At 60.9% G+C, this 16,438-nt stretch carries 14 protein-coding genes and 1 pseudogene; 5 read left to right on the top strand and 10 right to left on the bottom strand.

Going from position 1 to position 16,438, the window contains the following annotated elements:
- Positions 1 to 65 precede the first annotated feature (65 nt).
- Complete coding sequence (gene mqo / locus R2J75_RS02325) at positions 66 to 1,550, top strand: malate dehydrogenase (quinone) (protein ID WP_243330699.1); 1,485 nt, start codon at positions 66 to 68, stop codon at positions 1,548 to 1,550.
- Positions 1,551 to 1,921: 371 nt separating this feature from the next.
- On the opposite strand, the gene R2J75_RS02320 is transcribed toward mqo, so the two are convergent.
- The 8 genes from R2J75_RS02320 to R2J75_RS02285 all read right to left on the bottom strand — a co-directional run bounded on the left by R2J75_RS02320 (position 1,922) and on the right by R2J75_RS02285 (position 9,871).
- Positions 1,922 to 2,185 (bottom strand): hypothetical protein, encoded by a 264-nt coding sequence (locus tag R2J75_RS02320; RefSeq protein WP_316410992.1) that lies wholly within the window; start codon positions 2,183 to 2,185, stop codon positions 1,922 to 1,924.
- 227 nt (positions 2,186 to 2,412) lie between these two features.
- Positions 2,413 to 3,189, bottom strand: a complete 777-nt coding sequence (gene istB, locus R2J75_RS02315) for an IS21-like element helper ATPase IstB (protein ID WP_243336033.1) — start codon at positions 3,187 to 3,189, stop codon at positions 2,413 to 2,415.
- Complete coding sequence (gene istA / locus R2J75_RS02310) at positions 3,183 to 4,436, bottom strand: IS21 family transposase (protein WP_243336036.1); 1,254 nt, start codon at positions 4,434 to 4,436, stop codon at positions 3,183 to 3,185. Before istA ends, istB begins: the two co-directional genes overlap by 7 nt.
- Positions 4,437 to 5,911: 1,475 nt before the next feature.
- Positions 5,912 to 6,706, bottom strand: coding sequence for an RHS repeat-associated core domain-containing protein (locus tag R2J75_RS02305; RefSeq protein ID WP_316410991.1), 795 nt, complete (start codon positions 6,704 to 6,706; stop codon positions 5,912 to 5,914).
- A 4-nt stretch (positions 6,707 to 6,710) separates the two neighbouring features.
- Positions 6,711 to 7,196, bottom strand: coding sequence for a hypothetical protein (locus tag R2J75_RS02300; RefSeq protein ID WP_316410977.1), 486 nt, complete (start codon positions 7,194 to 7,196; stop codon positions 6,711 to 6,713).
- Positions 7,193 to 7,951, bottom strand: a complete 759-nt coding sequence (locus R2J75_RS02295) for an RHS repeat-associated core domain-containing protein (RefSeq protein WP_316411597.1) — start codon at positions 7,949 to 7,951, stop codon at positions 7,193 to 7,195. The genes R2J75_RS02300 and R2J75_RS02295 overlap by 4 nt, the downstream gene beginning before the upstream one ends.
- 166 nt (positions 7,952 to 8,117) lie before the next feature.
- On the bottom strand, positions 8,118 to 8,369 hold the full coding sequence (locus R2J75_RS19775) for a site-specific integrase (protein ID WP_394365873.1): 252 nt from the start codon (positions 8,367 to 8,369) through the stop codon (positions 8,118 to 8,120).
- 902 nt (positions 8,370 to 9,271) lie between these two features.
- A complete protein-coding gene (locus tag R2J75_RS02285; protein ID WP_316411596.1) occupies positions 9,272 to 9,871 on the bottom strand; it encodes an RHS repeat-associated core domain-containing protein in 600 nt (199 codons plus the stop codon).
- Positions 9,872 to 10,204: 333 nt separating this feature from the next.
- Here R2J75_RS02285 and R2J75_RS02280 point away from each other — a divergent pair, with 333 nt between their 5' ends.
- From R2J75_RS02280 to R2J75_RS02270, 3 genes are all read left to right on the top strand, one after another.
- Entirely contained in the window at positions 10,205 to 11,431 is a 1,227-nt protein-coding gene (locus R2J75_RS02280; RefSeq protein ID WP_316410989.1) for an IS110 family RNA-guided transposase, read from the top strand.
- Between the two features lie 215 nt (positions 11,432 to 11,646).
- Positions 11,647 to 12,969: an IS5 family transposase gene (locus R2J75_RS02275; RefSeq protein WP_316410988.1), complete on the top strand. Its 1,323-nt coding sequence runs from the start codon at positions 11,647 to 11,649 to the stop codon at positions 12,967 to 12,969.
- Positions 12,970 to 13,033: 64 nt separating this feature from the next.
- Positions 13,034 to 13,369 (top strand): DUF6984 family protein, encoded by a 336-nt coding sequence (locus tag R2J75_RS02270; RefSeq protein ID WP_316410987.1) that lies wholly within the window; start codon positions 13,034 to 13,036, stop codon positions 13,367 to 13,369.
- Positions 13,370 to 13,456: 87 nt separating this feature from the next.
- Here the strand turns inward: R2J75_RS02270 and R2J75_RS02265 are convergent.
- Positions 13,457 to 13,843, bottom strand: a pseudogene (locus R2J75_RS02265) (hypothetical protein); the annotation flags it as partial.
- A 110-nt stretch (positions 13,844 to 13,953) separates the two neighbouring features.
- Here R2J75_RS02265 and R2J75_RS02260 point away from each other — a divergent pair.
- Positions 13,954 to 15,114, top strand: a complete 1,161-nt coding sequence (locus tag R2J75_RS02260; protein WP_316410508.1) for an IS256 family transposase — start codon at positions 13,954 to 13,956, stop codon at positions 15,112 to 15,114.
- Positions 15,115 to 15,409: 295 nt separating this feature from the next.
- Here R2J75_RS02260 and R2J75_RS02255 read toward each other — a convergent pair whose 3' ends face one another.
- The gene (locus R2J75_RS02255; RefSeq protein WP_316410986.1) at positions 15,410 to 16,411 is read right to left on the bottom strand and encodes an IS5 family transposase; all 1,002 of its coding nucleotides are present in this window, start codon (positions 16,409 to 16,411) and stop codon (positions 15,410 to 15,412) included.
- Between the last annotated feature and the right edge of the window lie 27 nt (positions 16,412 to 16,438).

Raw genomic sequence — 16,438 nt, 5'->3', positions numbered from 1 at the left:
CCGAAATTCGGAGGTGCCAGCCCTCCCAGGGATTGCATAATGAGGGAAATCCCTCAGGAGGTCCCGTGTCCGGCAATCAGACCCAGGTGGAAGTCGCCATCGTCGGCGGCGGCATCGTCAGCGCGACGCTGGCCACCCTGCTGGCGGAACTGCAGGACGACATGCGGATCACGGTCTTCGAGCGCCTCGGCGATGTCGCCGAGGAGAGCAGCCAGGCCATGAACAACGCCGGGACCGGGCACGCGGCCAACTGCGAACTCAACTACACCCCCGAGAAGGGCGACGGCAGCGTCGACATCGCCAAGGCGCTGACCATCAATGGCGCCTTCGAGGTCTCCCTCCAGTTCTGGAGCCACCTGGTGGAGCGGGGCATCATCCCCGCCCCCTCCGCCTTCCTCAACCCCTGCCCCCACCTCAGCTTCGTCTGGGGCGAGGCCAACACCCGCTTCCTGCGCACCCGCCATGCGCGCCTCTCGGCCCATCCCATGTTCGCGGACATGCGCCTCACCGAGGACCGGGCCCAGCTGGCCGAATGGATGCCCCTGGTGATGGAGGGGCGGGACGACGGGGAGCCCCTCGCCGCCACCCGCGTGGACCGCGGCACCGACCTGGACTTCGGGGCCCTCTCCCACCTCATGTTCGCCCACCTGAAGACCCTCCCCGGGTTCCAGCTGAGCACCTCCAGCGAGGTCCGCGACATCCGCCGCGACCCCGACGGCCGGTGGCGCCTCTTCGTGGAGCGCGAGGGCGCCTCCTCCCTGGAGGTCACGGCCCGCTTCGTGTTCCTGGGAGCCGGCGGCGGCGCCCTGCCCCTCCTCCTCAAGACCGGCATCGAGGAGAGCCTCGGCTACGGCGGCTTCCCCGTGAGCGGCCAATGGCTGGTCTGCAAGAACCCCGACCTGGTCCGGCGCCACGCCACCAAGGTCTACGGCAAGGCCACCATCGGCGCCCCGCCCATGTCCGTGCCCCACCTGGACACCCGGATCATCGGCGACTCCCGCGCCCTCCTCTTCGGGCCCTATGCCGGCTTCACGACCAAGTACCTGAAGGAGGGGTCGTACCTGGACCTCTTCGCGTCCATCCGCGGCCACAACGTCCGCCCCATGCTCGCCGCCGGCTGGGACAACCTGGACCTCACCCGCTACCTCATCGGCCAGGTCCTCCAGAGCCCGGAGGACCGCGTCCGCACCCTCCGCACCTTCGTCCCCACCGCGCGCATGGAGGACTGGGACCTGGAGATCGCCGGCCAGCGCGTCCAGATCATCAAGCGCGACCCCGAGAAGGGCGGCAAGCTCGAGTTCGGCACCGAACTCGTGGCCGCCGCGGACGGTTCCCTCGCGGCCCTCCTGGGCGCCTCCCCCGGCGCCTCCACCTGCGCCGCCACGATGGTCGGCATGATCCTCCGCTGCTTCCCCGAGCAGGCCAGGAGCGACGCATGGATGGCCCGCATCCGCCAGATGGTCCCCAGCCACGGCCACGACCTCAGCAAGGACCCCGACCTCCTCCGCACCATCCGCGACCGCAACGACCAGGTCCTCGGCCTGGGCTGAACCCCAGGCGCCTTCCCGCAGCCGCTGCCCAGCCCCCTGGAGCCGCAGACGGCACCTCCGTGCTCCAAGCCTCTCCGCGGCGGTTCGGGCTGCCCACCCTCGCCGCCTCCACCCCTTCCTCGCGCTCCTGCCGACCCTGGCCCGATTCCCGGCCTTCGCCCTCGACCTGGCGCCTGCCGTCGTCGGCCACGCTCGGCTCCCAATCCCTCGCCTCCATCCCCAGGACCTGACCTCAGTTTGGCCATTCCAGCTCGCCCGGCCTTTAGGCCATTGGGCCCCCTACCAGCCGCAAGGTCCCTCCAGCCCGAAGCCTCTGCGGCTCGGGCTGGAGGGCAGGGATTCACGAACGAAGTTGGGCGGACAGACGACCCTCATTTGCCTTCCAGCTTTCGAAGGAGCTCCCTCCCCCCCTGGCTATCCAGCGTGGCGACATCCCCATCGTGGTATTCCGACAGGGACTTCTCAACGGAACCTTGGACATCAGAGCGCCACGCCCAAAGCTGATTCTCGGGAATGGCGACCATCGGCACGAGACGGTAGGTGCCGTCTCCGAGGGGTTCAATGCTAACGGGCTGACCGGCCTTGAAGCTGGCAGGCAGCATTACGCGACGACGAGCATCAGGCACAAGCATCATGGGGGACCTCCTCATGGAGAGGTATACCCATTTGGGGAATAGGGCCACCCCCATGCCCGAAAGTGGGATCCATACCCGGGCAGCGAGCCCGGTGTCAAGCGACATCAAAATTGACCCACCAGGCGACACGAAAACTGACCCACCTGGTAGTTGGGAACTGAAGCCGCCGGGGTGTCCGGAGCGGAGGCCGTAGGCCGTAGCGCAGGACATCCCGGCGGGCGCGGCCATCATCCGGCCACTTCCTTGGCTGGCACGACGCCAGCCCGGCGCTTTTCCTTGAGGCGGTAGCTCTCTCCCTTGATCGTCACGATATGGCTGTGGTGCAGGAGCCTGTCCAGGATGGCCGTCGCGACCACCTCGTCCCCCAGCATCTCTCCCCAGGAGCCCACGGGCTGGTTGCTGGTGATCATCAGGCTGCCCTTCTCGTAGCGCTTCCGCACCAGATGAAAGAACAGATGCCCGGACCGTCGCTCCATGGGCAGGTAGCCGAGCTCGTCCACGACCAGGACATGGGGGCGGGCGAATACCCTCAGGGCCTCATCCAGCGCCCCGTGGTCCGAGGCCGCCGCCAGTTGGTGGACCAGGTCCGCGGCGTGGATGAACCTGGCGCTGTATCCCTGCTCGATGGCCTTCCGAGCCAAGGCGATGGCCAGATGGGTCTTTCCCACGCCCGGCGGCCCCAGGAGCAGGACATTCGTTGCGTTGGCGACGTAGCGTCCCGTCTCCAGTTCCGTCACAAGGCGGCGGTCCAGGCTGGGCTGCAGGCTGAAGTCGTAGTCCTCCATGCGCCGGTCCAAGGGGAACTTGGCCATCTGGATCCGCATCCGGGCCCGCTTCTGGTCCTTGCTTTCGATTTCCTCCCTGATCACCAAGTCGAGAAAGTCCAGGAAACTCATCTCGTTCTGGGCCCCGCGGTCCAGGAGGGTGTCCAGGCGCTCCCGGGTGCTGACCAGCTTCAGCCGGGTCAGGTGACGCTCCAGACGTTCGAGCCGGGGATCTACCATGCCTCACCTCCCACGATGGCGGCGTAGTGGGAGAGTGGCCGCCGGATCTCGCTGGGTTTGCCCACCCGGGCGATGCCGTTGGTGAAGCTGACGGCGTGACCAGGATCCTCGATGACTTGGCGGCGTCCTGGATGGACCGGATGCTCCGCGATCACCTGGTCCTGGCAGAACACCTGGATGGTGTCGGCCTCGACGGTCACCTCCAGGGTGGCCCCGATGAACTGGGGCGGGACGCTGTAGCGGTTGGTATCCACATCGATCCGGCCATCCGCAGCCACCGTCCGGGACAGGTGGCGCACCAGGAGGTAGCTGGGATGGTTCCCAATCGGGCGCAAGGCCGCCTTCTCCGCCGGAAATCGATCTATCGGCCTCTCGCCGATGGTCCCGTGGATTCGGGTGTCGGCCACGTTGAGCATCCACCAGACCAGATGCTCATCCAGGGCCTCATCGGATTCCCAGCCCTCGCGCCCAAGGGCATTCCCCTTGGCATAGCCGACGCTCCGTTCCACCTTGCCTTTCGTTTTCGCCCGGAACGGCTGGCAGGCCCTGGGCACCGTCCCCCAGTGACGGCAGAAGGCGTCGAATTCCGGATGGAAGACGGGGATACCTCCCTTGCGCCTGTCCACCAGGGGCTTGGCATTGTCGGTCAGGAGGATCTCCGGGACGCCCTCGAAGTGCTGGAAGGCCCGTTCGATGCCCATGATCCAATCCCGCTGGCGGAGGCTCCCGGAGATCTCGATATAGCACCGCCGGCTGTAGCCGAGGGTCGCCACGAACACGTAGCGCTTCTGCCGGACTCCGCCGATCTGCAGCCACTTCTCCCCGAAGTCCACCTGCATCTGCTTGCCTGGCGGGGTCTCGAACCGGACCGTGGCCTGCTCAGCCCTCTCGTAGCTCTGCCGGAAGGGGCGGAGGGCCCTCTCGACGGTCCGCAGGCTCACGGAGACTCCGATGGCCTCCAGTTCCTGGCGAAGGACATCGGCATTCCGGACCCCTGCGTTGAACTGGTTCTGGATCCAGAAGTAATACCTGTCCAGGAGGCCGGCCCGGGAGCCGTTTCCATAGCTTCTGTCCGGCCCTCCACGAAGCCAGTCCCGGACCGTATTCCGAGAGAGGCCGACCTCCCGGGCGATCTTTCGGATCGACCAGCCCAAGTTCTGCAAAGCAAATATTTGGGCCACTGCACCGTCTCCGAGCATTCTGGCCTCCGGCTTATGGAGACCAGCGTCCCGCGGTTCGAACTCCATGCCCTCCTCCTTTCGGGGGGGTGGGTCAGAATTCGTGTCGCAAGTGGGTCAGTTTCGGATGTCGCCCGATACCCGGGAATTATGCATAGGTTTTTCGCTTTTCTATACATGCCTGGAGGGAGACACAAAGAGATGTGGCCTTGAACCCATGGATTCGGAATCCATCGGTCAACACGGCCTGCCTCACGCCCTTCCTTCTTTAGAAGCTAGACAGCATGCAGCTCCAACTTGGACGCTGGGGGTTGGGAGGCCGCTTCTCCCGCATGCACCAGGGTTCTGCCCGCCGAAAGTTGCCGCCTGCTGCGTGGTTCGACCCGGGTCCCTCCCCGCGCAGGCCCACGGGGCGGCCAGAGCCCCCGTGGATCCTCCGCTGCGCCCGTCCCGGCCCACCACCCCCCGGCCAGGGGCATGGGCCGGGCGCCGAGACGCCTGGTTCCTGCGGTCCCTGACGCCGGGGTGGGGCGGCGCCTCCCACGGGCGCCCTCGCAGCCAGGGGCATGCTGCAGCGCAGTGGGATGGCCGCATGCGTCAATCCGAACCCTGGCGAGGGAGAGCCGGACGGCGCACTGGAGATGCAGCGCTGGGCCGCTGTCGCCCAGCGCCGCCCTGGATACCGCCACCCCCAACGGAGCCGGCCATCCGCGGCGGGAGACATAGCGTACCCGTTATGTCCAGGCAGGCGGCGGGAGTTTTATTAAGCGCTCAGCGGCGGAGCCGATGAGGGGTTCAGCAAAACCATTCGCGATAATGCGCATTATCGCGAATGCGCCGCCTGCCGACCGCCGCGGATGGCCAATGATGATGAACGGCACCCTGGAGGGACACGCGCTGGGCCCTCAATGCCGGCGCCGTCCGAGGCATCCGCCTACCCTCTGCACGACCGCGTGGGACGGGGCACCTCACGGGCGCCTTCATGCAAGGCGGCGAAGCCCAAGGAGCCGCAGGCGACGCCGCCGTGCCGCAGCGCAGCGGAGGCGCGGTCCCGGGGAGGGGGAGCCGGTTGGCGCAAGATTGGGCACATGCGACATAGGCCCAAGTACATCTCCACCCTCACTCAGTCGATCCTTTTAATGTCCAATAGATCCAGGAAGGATCTTGGGTTTCCCCCATATTCCGAGGCTTCTAAGCCCAACGATATCGCTGGCCCGCCGGGCGTTCCCTCAAACCGCCCTACGAAAGATACCTTTCGACCTCTCACGACGTAGACCCATTGAATTCCATTCTTGTTGTAATTACCCAATTGCCGGTTTTGAGGCGCTGGATCGTCTATGTAATTGGCGATACAACCCTGACCAATCCTCGAACCCTTAGGCATAATAAGCTCAAACAGAAAAGCTTCACCATGCTGCTTTTGGATCTTTCGAAGTTTAAAATTTCCGGCGATGCGAATTTCAACACCCACGCCCCTTAGAACACTCGAAGGCTGCCCATTAGCTACTAGACATTGACACACCAATGTTGCTAACAAATTAAGACTATTTCTTCTCATCGTTCTTCCTTTTAATTTCATTTTCGGGAACGGAAAGGCCGTTTGGGTTTTCTTTCTTGAACAGCTTCTGGGTAGCGGAATTGACCATTTGTTTGAGATCAGTTGGGCTCACCCTCCCCTTCTTAGGATCAAACATGACGTCGTTCTTGCCACGGTTGTCTGTGTTCCCAAGTCGGTCTTTACCGCCAGATTCACTGTTGGGTACAATAATTCCATCAACAATTTTGTATGCATCCAGTGCACCAGCGAAATGCAAACCTTCATGCCCTGATGTTTCCGACAAAGATTCATTACTAGGTTCGGAGCCACAGAATATGTTGGCGACCATTTGTCCACCCCGTGGTTCGACAGCAGAAACACCTTCCTTGTCGATAAAATTTACAATGTTAGTAGTTCCACCCTTAGCATCAGCTGCTGTGTCGACTCGGAAAGTGACATTTATATCACCAACTTTTTGGCTCAACCTTTCGACCCCCTGGGTGAAGGCCATAATGCGATCAGCCGTTACGGCGCCAGCATAGGAAACAGGGATGGTTACAACCATATTATTGCCATTTATTGCAATTCGTGCGAATTGACCCGTTGCATCAAAAAGCATTACGGGATTGTTCCGAACGTAACTGTAGATGTTCCAACTCTGAGTATCTTCGAAGTGCTGGTCCCTCGCCGGATCCGGGCTCGCGAATCTTCCATACATCGGGAGATAGAACCGCGCCTGCATGTAGATGAGCCCCGACGGATCGGTCTGCTCGTAGTTGGCGAACCCTTTGCCAAGATTCATTTAGCTACGGCAATACGAGATTGCCACGCTGATTGACATTTCCTCTTTCCTCTTTTATTCGAGGGCGAAATTGGTTTCCGATAAACAAGTCGGGAAACATGCCCCGAAAGACATCAAGGATCATAGATTGTGAATTCCGATCTATGGCATATTGCTTATCGCGGTATTCGACACTAGTTGCACCGGCGTGAATCCAAAAAGCAAACGCTACTTCATCAATTTGAATTTCCACCTTTAGTCTGTAATTTTTTGGAAGCCTGGTATTGGCCTTTTGAGATTTTGCCACTGTCATAAAAAGCAAGCCACATAACAATTCAGCGTCCTTGCGAGCCGACAAACACTCCTCTCTGCCTGATCCGACAGCAATGTCTTGAGAAAGACTCACCTGTGTGTTAACCAGAGGATTTAGCCCTCTGATACATATTCCATCGGTTCCAGCAAAAGAATAGATGCTGCAACACAAAAAAAATAAGCAGCGCGGAAATCTCATCTTTGCCCCTTTCGCCTGGCTTCCTCTAACCTCTTTTGGACTGTGGGTTCGACAGGATTCCTGCTTGTACTATCCTTTACTTTTACATCATTTCCAGTCGAATTCTTTCTTGATGGCTCCCCCAGCTGTTTGGCAATTTTATTTTCTTTCTCAACAGCCCGTCTTTCCTCCTTGTTGTCGTAAGGAGGGGCCGCGCTTCGATCTATTCCTTTCTCGCCTACTCGGTCCTTTTCCATTTTGTGAATGATCTCATGCGCAAGGGCGAGGGCGGGGGATTGCACCTCTCCGGTTTCTGACGTCCTGTCATTCGGGTTATCAATCACCGCAGTGCCTATTTGCGGATTCCATTGAATTTCGTCACCTGCGCTATTTGTATAATAAACCCGCGTATCGACCTTCAAATCAAGGTTAATGGTATCGGAGTTTTTAATCATGTTAATGTAATTAACAATTTCCCGCCCAGCTTGGCTTTTAGCTAGATATGCCATTGCCCGATCAAGTTCCGCAGTGGCATTACCCGATAGAACAAGTTTTTGTCCATCCGGATCAAGGAAGGAGACGGGGTTGTTTTGGACGTAACTGTAGATGTTCCAGGATTGGGTCTGCTCAAAGTGTTGGTCCCTCGCTGGGTCTGGTGACGCGAATCTTCCCCACATGGGCAGATAGAACCGCGCCTGCATATAGATGAGCCCCGACGGATCGGTCTGCTCGGCATCAGCGCTCTGATGCCTCGGTGGTCGCCAGCGGGAGAGAATTCCTTATGGGACAAGGATTTTCAAAGATCGTGGGACCATTGTAGCCCGGGAGACCCCCTGACCCGACTTTCCAGCGCACTTCAGCGTCCTTGGGCGGCTAAAGAAGGAAGCACAAGCAGAGAGGCCGGCCCATTCCGCCCGGCCTCCCTGGCTGCCCCGCCCCCGTTCAGTCCTCCGGATCCTCCTCGGCCTCGAGCTCCAACTGCGCCAGCAGGTCCTCGACGGTAGGCTCCGGGTCCTCCTCCAGCCTCCGCTTCACCGACTCCGGCAGCTTCCCGGGGTGGGTGACCGCGTGGATGGCCTTCAACTGGCGGATGCTCACCTGGGTGTAGATCTGGGCCGTCGTCAGACAGGCGTGGCTCAGCATCCCCTGGATGAACCGGATGTCCGCCCCGTTCTCCAGCATAAGTGTCGCCATGGTGTGCCGCCAGATGTGGCAGCTGCCGCGCTTGGCCCGAGTCCCGTCAAGTGGTGTAGCAAGAGCGGCCAGCGAAGCGCCGCCGTACCCGTATGACCAAATTTCAATGAAATGCTGCTGATGATGGGCCTTTGGCCGGGGCGGTGTGGAAAACGCGGCAGCGTTTTCCAGGCGAAGCCTGTGGGTGTGGGAAGGTTTGTACGTTGCCCCCCTGGACACTCCGTCTGGATGGTGACCCATCCCCGGAAAACAGGGCCAGTTGAGACGTCAGTTCAACGCCAAAGGAGGGCATCTTGGAGGGGAGCCCATCCAAGAAGGCCATCGCGCCGATGTTCCACGATTGCGTGTCTTCAAAGTGTTGATCCTGCGCCGGATCCGGGCTCGCGAACCGTCCATACATGGGAAGGCAAAAGCGTGCCTGATATGGATCAGGCATTATGCGTCGATCTGTTCAGCCAAGCGAAAGTAAGAAAGGCAATTGCTGAGAGCACTTGGAAAAGGTAAATCCAGAACGCCCGACGATGCCTTTCTCCACCCTTTAGAGCTTGGGGTCCGAGTGGGTAAAACAAGCCAATTAGAGCTACCCCAGAAAAAACAGATACTCGATACCCCGTCGGTCTTTTGGTCAGAACCCATACGCCTACCGGCAATACCAGTGACAACAAGCAGGCAAGAATGAGTCGTTCTTTTTGGCTAATTTCAGTCATTTCACTGTCCCGCCTTAAGTTCTTTGTTGGCTCGGTGATTGGCAGTGTTTACGACCATCTGCCCAGCAGCCTTGGTTGCGTTTGTCGCCTCAATCTTTGAAACCTCGTTCGTCAGTTTCGCGGCAGCGTTCAGTCTGCGCGATGCACCAGCAAAACTTGTGCTCTTCTTTGCTGCAGCAGTCAGCTGCCCCGCTCTCACGGCCTTTGCCCCCCTACCGTAAGCTGCGAAACCTTATTCAACCCAGCTTCAACGAGATGCCCGCCTACCCCACTTACTACTGCATCCGTTACCCCTTGTTGGACTGAATACTGGGCTGCATTGGGATCAACCGCAGTTTTCGTTGCGCTCGATACAACTGCGATTGCCGACTTGACGGCAATGCGCTCAAGGGTCCCCTTTATTGCTGATGCGCCCGAGGTGGCTGCCCCCTCAACCGCACTGATTGCGACCTGGGTAAGGTTAATGTTCTTGACTGCCTGCATCGCATTGCCCGTTTGCATGTAGCCAATTACGAATTGGGTTCCCGCATCTGCAACCGCGCCTATTGCAGCACCAATGACATAGTTCCAAACCTGCCCATCTGGATCGATGCGCATTGTTGGCTGATTTTGAGTGTAGCTGTATATGTTCCAGCTCTGCGTTTCCTCGAAATGCTGATCCCTCGCCGGATCCGGGCTCGCGAATCTTCCATACATCGGGAGATAGAACCTCGCCTGGATATAGATGAGCCCCGACGGATCGGTCTGCTCGGAATCTGCGCTCTGATGCCTCGGTGGTCGCCAGCGGGCGGGAATCCCTTATGGGACAAGGCTTTTCAAAGATCGTGGGACCATTGTAGCCCGGGAGACCCCCTGAGGCGACTTTCCAGCCCAGCGCAGCTACCTTGGGCGGCTATGTCTAACTCCCACCCCGCTTCGCTGCACCCTCTCGGACGAAACACGCATCCATGAGGGGCGCCGGTACGGAGGTCGGTTTGCCTATGGTGCGGACAAGCCCGTTGTCTAGCTGGACCGGGGACCCTTTGCGCACCCTATTCTGCTGCCCTGGGCGGTCTTGGCCCTGGAGCGCGCCTCTTAGATTTCGGACACCAGGGTCCCACGCCGGCGCCTTTTCAAAGGAGGTCGGACGTGGAAGTCCTGCATGCCCGCTGTGCCGGGCTGGATCTAGGCAAGGAACTGGTGGTGGCATGCCGCCGGGTGGTCGGTTCGTCGGGAGCCACCTCAGAGGTCCGGAGTTTTGGAGCGTCGGTCCGGGAACTGATGCGCCTCCGTGACTGGCTTGAGGAAGCTGGCATTACCCATGTCGTGATGGAGGCGACCGGCGTGTACTGGAAGCCCGTCTGGCACGCCCTCGAGGACTCTTTCGAGTTGATCCTTGCCAATCCCAAGCACGTCAAGCAGGTGCCGGGGAGGAAAAGCGATGTCAACGATGCCCAATGGCTGGCGGACCTCCTCGCCCACGGCTTGATCCAGGCAAGCTTCGTCCCACCCAGGGCCACCCAGGAGTTGCGAGACCTGACCCGAACCCACAAGCAACTGACCCGCGAGGTGGCCCGCCATGCGTTGCGCATCCAAAAGGTCCTCGAGGATGCCGACATCAAGCTCTCAGGGGTTCTCACGGATGTTCTCGGAGCCAGTGGCAAACGCATTCTCAAGGCCATCGTGGGCGGTGAGCAGTCCCCGGAGATCCTGGCAAACCTTGCCCTGAGGACGGCCCGAAAGAAAATACCGGAGCTTCAGGAGGCCCTGGGCGGCCACATCCGGTCCCACCATCGGTTCCCGATTGGCATCCACTTGGCTCAGATTGAGGCGATCGAGGGCTCCATTGCCCAGGTCGAGGGTCGCCTGGAGGAGCACCTCAAGCCTCAGGCTGAACAGGTGCGTCTTCTATGCACCATCCCTGGAATCGGCCTCATTGCCGCCCGGACCATCCTGGCGGAGATCGGATCAGACATGACGCGTTTCCCAACGGTAGGCCATCTGGTCTCCTGGGCAGGATTCTGCCCCCAGATGCACGAGAGCGCCGGCAAACGAAAAAGCACCCGCATCCGGAAAGGCGCACCGTGGCTCAAGGAAATGCTTGTCCAATGCGCCTGGCCAGCCATCAAGGTCAAGGATTCCTACCTACGCGCCCGGTTCAATCGCCTCAAGGCCAGACGGGGATCCAAGAAGGCGATCGTCGCCATCGCTGCGGACATGCTTCGGGCGGCCTACTTCATCCTCAAGCGGGAGGTCCCCTATACAGATCTCGGGGGGGACTACTACGATCGCTTGGATTCCAACAAGGCCAGGGCAAACCTCGTCCGACGGCTCAAAGCCCTGGGCTACGAGGTCCAGTTAACTCCAGTGGCTTGAACTCGCTCCGACTCCCCGGGGGAGATGTTTCCTCTTAGGCAGGCGGCGGGAGATATTAAAGAGTCGGCCCTGCATTACGTACAACCAGCAAATAAATCAGTAACTTGATGAAACATTTCAAGTATGAGGTACACAAGATAGTAGGGGGCGACCCCCCGGATTCCGGTGTACCGACGAAGCCCAAGCCCAAGGCAACCACCCACGAACGCCCCCTGATGGGAACCATGCGCCTGGACCTGGCCCTGGACATGAACCACGAGCTGGTCCGCCTTGCCGCGGCCATCGATTGGGATGCAATCGCCGCTGAATTCCGGCCCATGTACTGCCCCAACAACGGCAGACCGGCGGTCCCCACCCGGCTCATGGCCGGCCTCCAACTCCTCAAGCACACCTTCAACCTCTCCGACGAGCTGACCGTTGCCCGCTGGGTTGAGAACCCCTACTGGCAGTTCTTCTGCGGCGAGGAGTTCTTCCGCCATGACTTGCCCGTTCATCCGACCCAGATGACCCGCTGGCGGCAGCGGATCGGCGAGAAGGGCGTGGAGAAGCTGCTCCAGATCACGATCGAGGCGGGCAAGGCCACCCGGACCATCACCGAGACGAGCTTCGACAAGGTCATCGTGGACACCACCGTCCAGCCGAAGAATGTGCAGCACCCCACCGACGCGCGCCTCTACCGCAAGGTTCATGCAGCCATGCTCCGCGTGGCCAAGGACGAAGGTCTGGTCCTGCGCCAGAGCTACCGCCGGATGATGGACCGGGCCTTCCGCAAGCACGGCGGCCATTCCAAGGCCAGGCAATTCAAGCGCGCCAAGAAGGTCCTGAAGAGCCTGAAGACCATGGCCGGCCGGGTGATGCGCGATGTCGAGCGGAAGATGTCCGATGTCGCCTTCGACCGCAACAAGCGGACCATGATTCTGGCGGAGCTCATTCTCGGTCAGACCCGGCTCACCAAGGGCAAGATCTACAGCCTGCATGCACCCGAGGTGGAGTGCATCGCCAAAGGGAAGGCCCACCGCCCCTACGAGTTCGGGGTGAAGGTCAGCCTTGCCGTCACGCACAAGGAAGGCTTCGTCGTCGGCATTCAGACCTGCCCGGACAACCCCTACGATGGCCACACCTTGGAAGGTCAACTCGACCAGGTCGAGCGGCTCACAGGCAAGGTTCCGGCCCACACCTTCGTTGACCGAGGATACAAGGGGCATGGAGTTCCCGAGGAACGAAGCCGGGTCCTGATCAGCGGCACCCGGAAGCTTGGCTACACCCTCAAACGCCACCTACGACGGCGATCCGCTGTGGAGCCGGAGATCGGGCACATGAAAGCGGATGGGTTGCTGGGACGGAACTTCCTCAAGGGCATGGCAGGGGACGCGATCAACGCGATCCTCTGCGGGGCCGGGCACAACATGCGGAAGATCCTGGCCCGACTCAGGGCCCTTTTGTACCTGCTCACCAGCAACGCCTGGGAGGCCCTACAATCCCTTTGCCGTCACCTGGAGGTGCTCCGGTTTCATCAGGAGGCCTCTGGGGCCATCTGAATGCCGTGAGGGGTTTCGCAGGGTCGACTAATTCAAGCTGGGCTCATTTATGTTGGGAGAATTCATGAAGTGCCGAAGCCCTAGGTCAGAAGAACTTGCGCTTCTGATAGTTTTGTTAAAAAAAGGCAACATCATCGTTCCGCCGGATTGGGTTGATACTCTGCTCGTTAAAGAACAAGCCGATGGTGGAATGGGCAGTCTCCTGCTGGGACCTGATGGCAACTTTGACCCCCTGAGGCGCATGGGGCGGGTTGCTAGCGAAGTCCAATTTAAGGATTCTGATGGTGTTGATGTTTTAGCATCTTTGAATCTAGATGACAAAGATAACTTGTTCGAGCTTAATATCTGGAAGGTTAACTTTTCACCACTTAAGGCATGGCCGTATATTGATATCACATAGTCGCAATCAAGGTTCAAATGTAATCAAGGATATGTTGGTCCATCTGAGAAGCATATTTAGTCGACCCTGCGAAACCCCTCACGGCATTCAGATGGCCCCAGAGGCCTCCTGATGAAACCGGAGCACCTCCAGGTGACGGCAAAGGGATTGTAGGGCCTCCCAGGCGTTGCCGGTGAGCAGGTACAAAAGGGCCCTGAGTCGGGCCAGGATCTTCCGCATGTTGTGCCCGGCCCCGCAGAGGATCGCGTTGATCGCGTCCCCTGCCATGCCCTTGAGGAAGTTCCGTCCCAGCAACCCATCCGCTTTCATGTGCCCGATCTCCGGCTCCACCGCGGATCGCCGTCGTAGGTGGCGTTTGAGGGTGTAGCCAAGCTTCCGGGTGCCGCTGATCAGGACTCTGCTTCGTTCTTCGGGAACTCCGTGGCCCTTGTAGCCGCGGTCGACGAATGTGTGAGACGGAACCTTGCCCGTGAGCCGCTCGACGATAGAGTCCCAGGGAGTGGTGTAAGAGCCGGGTAGGCAGACAGATGGCCACCGTCCTCCGTATGTTTGTTTTTGCGGAAACAACATAGGAGCGGAGAACGATGGCCAGAGAAAGTGTGGAGGGTCTTGGGGCCCTGGGCAAGGCTTTGGAGGAAGGCAGCGGGGATTTCCTGCGCCAGCTCGTGATGATGACCCTGGAACGGATCATGGCAAGCGACGTCACCGCTCTCTGCCAGGCGGAGGCCGGGGAACGTTCGCCCTTGCGCGAGAATCAACGGAACGGGTACCGGGACCGGGCCTGGGAAACCCGCCTGGGGACGATGCCGCTGCGGATTCCGAAGCTTCGTCAGGGAAGCTACATGCCAGACTTTCTGGAGCCGCGCAGAAGCTGGGAAAGGGCCTTCCTGAGCGTGGTCTCGGAAGCCTACGTGCTCGGGATCTCCACCCGCAAGGTGGAGCACCTGGTCGAGGCCATGGGGGCCAAGGGGATGTCGAAAAGCGAAGTCTCCAGGCTGGCCAAGGACCTGGATACCGAGGTGACGGCGTTTCGTGAAAGGCCCCTGGAGGGCCCCTACCGCTACATCTGGCTGGACGCCATGTATCCGAAGGTTAGGGAAGGTCAGCGGGTGGTGGGCCTGGCAGTGCTCGTGGCCATTGGCGTGAACCAGCAGGGATACCGGGAGGTGCTGGGCCTGGAAGTTGCTGATGGCGAGATGGAATCGGCGTGGAGCGGCTTCCTGGAGGGCCTGGTCAAGCGCGGGCTGAAGGGCGTCGAGCTGGTGGTTTCGGACGCCCACACTGGGCTGAAGGCGGCGGTGCGGCGGGTCCTGAACGGTGTCTCCTGGCAGCGGTGCCGGGTTCATTTCATGCGGAATGCAGCGACGCGGTTGCCCAAGGCGGCGCAGGAGGAGCTTCTGGACCGCCTGAAGCAGGCCTTCCAGGCGCCCTGCAAGGAGGATGCGCAGCGGTTGTTCGCAGCCCTGGCCCTGGATACCCAGCGCAAGCACCCCGGCTTCTCGGCCCTGCTGGACGAGGCGGTGGAGGACGTCCTGGTCTACATGGATTTCCCCAAAGCCCACTGGCGAAAGATCCACTCGACCAACGTGCTGGAACGGGAGAACCGTGAGCTTCGCCGGCGATCCGACGTGGTGGGCATCTTTCCGAACCGGGCCGCAGTGCTGCGCCTTCTGGGCTCGTTGCTCGCGGACCAGCATGCTGAGTGGGTTTCTGCCCGGTTCCCTTACTTGAAGGTGAAGGCGTGATGGCCCTGGGGCGAGGTCGCGACCCACCCGGCCGGGGCGGTGCGCGGGCATGGAAAGGCTGATGGATTGCCCGCTGGATTTCGCTGCGCGAAACGGGCCTCCGGCCCGCCCTCCGGGTCCACAGGCAACGCCCCTGCGGGGCGCCCTTCGGGTCCACAACCTTCCAACACCCGCGGGCTTCGCCTGGAAAACGCTGGCGCGTTTTCCACACCGCCCCGGCCAAAGGTCCATCAGCAGCAGCATTTCATTGAAATCGGATCATACGGGTACGGCGGCGCTTCGCTGGCCGCTCTTGCTACACCACTTGACGGGACTCGGGCCGCTCGACCTGGTCGAGTTGGCCTTCCAGGGTGTGGCCATCGTAGGGGTTGTCCGGGCAGGCCTGGATGCCGACCACGAAGCCTTCCTTGTGGGTGACTGCGAGGCTGACCTTCACCCCGAACTCGTAGGGGCGGTGAGCCTTCCCCTTGGCGATGCACTCCACCTCGGGCGCATGCCGGCTGTAGATCTTGCCCTTGGTGAGCCGGGTCTGGCTGAGGATGAGCTCCGCCAGGATCATGGTCCGCTTGTGGCGGTCGAAGGCGACGTCGGTCATCTTCCGCTCGACATCGCGCATCACCCGGCCCGCCATCGTCTTCAGGCTCTTCAGGACCTTCTTGGCGCGCTTGAACTGCATGGCCTTGGAATGGCCGCCATGCTTGCGAAAGGCACGGTCCATCATCCGGCGGTAGCTCTGCCGCAGGGCCAGGCCCTCTTCCTTGGCGATGCGGAGCATGGCTGCGTGGGCCTTCCGGTAGAGGCGCGCGTCGGTGGGGTGCTGCACGTTCTTCGGTTGGACCGTCGTGTCCACGATGACCTTGTCGAAGCTCGTCTCGGTGATGGTCCGGGTGGCCTTGCCCGCCTCGATCGTGATCTGGAGCAGCTTCTCCACGCCCTTCTCGCCGATCCGCTGCCGCCAGCGGGTCATCTGGGTCGGGTGGACGGGCAGGTCATGGCGGAAGAACTCTTCGCCGCAGAAGAACTGCCAGTAGGGGTTCTCGACCCAGCGAGCGACGGTCAGCTCGTCGGAGAGGTTGAAGGTGTGCTTGAGAAGTTGGAGGCTGGCCATGAGCCGGGTCGGGACCGCCGGCCTGCCGTTGTTGGGGCAGTACATGGGCCGGAATTCCATGGCGATGGCATCCCAATCGATGGCCGCGGCAAGGCGGACCAGTTCGTGGTTCATGTCCAGAGCCAGGTCCAGGCGCATGGTCCCCATCAGGGGGCGTTCGTGGGTGGTTGCCTTGGGCTTGGGCTTCATCGGTACACCGGATTCCGGGGGATCGCC

Source organism: Mesoterricola sediminis (assembly GCF_030295425.1).
GTDB lineage: Bacteria > Acidobacteriota > Holophagae > Holophagales > Holophagaceae > Mesoterricola > Mesoterricola sediminis.
This window is presented reverse-complemented; position numbering and strand designations above follow the sequence as displayed.

Bases quoted from the DNA above. Each gene is read 5' to 3' on its own strand.
- R2J75_RS02320 (WP_316410992.1), bottom strand. From the start codon at position 2,185: ATGATGCTTGTGCCTGATGCTCGTCGTCGCGTAATGCTGCCTGCCAGC.
- istB (WP_243336033.1), bottom strand. From the start codon at position 3,189: ATGGTAGATCCCCGGCTCGAACGTCTGGAGCGTCACCTGACCCGGCTG.
- istA (WP_243336036.1), bottom strand. From the start codon at position 4,436: ATGGAGTTCGAACCGCGGGACGCTGGTCTCCATAAGCCGGAGGCCAGA.
- R2J75_RS02305 (WP_316410991.1), bottom strand. From the start codon at position 6,706: ATGAATCTTGGCAAAGGGTTCGCCAACTACGAGCAGACCGATCCGTCG.
- R2J75_RS02300 (WP_316410977.1), bottom strand. From the start codon at position 7,196: ATGAGATTTCCGCGCTGCTTATTTTTTTTGTGTTGCAGCATCTATTCT.
- R2J75_RS19775 (WP_394365873.1), bottom strand. From the start codon at position 8,369: ATGGCGACACTTATGCTGGAGAACGGGGCGGACATCCGGTTCATCCAG.
- R2J75_RS02275 (WP_316410988.1), top strand. From the start codon at position 11,647: ATGGGAACCATGCGCCTGGACCTGGCCCTGGACATGAACCACGAGCTG.
- R2J75_RS02270 (WP_316410987.1), top strand. From the start codon at position 13,034: ATGAAGTGCCGAAGCCCTAGGTCAGAAGAACTTGCGCTTCTGATAGTT.
- R2J75_RS02260 (WP_316410508.1), top strand. From the start codon at position 13,954: ATGGCCAGAGAAAGTGTGGAGGGTCTTGGGGCCCTGGGCAAGGCTTTG.
- R2J75_RS02255 (WP_316410986.1), bottom strand. From the start codon at position 16,411: ATGAAGCCCAAGCCCAAGGCAACCACCCACGAACGCCCCCTGATGGGG.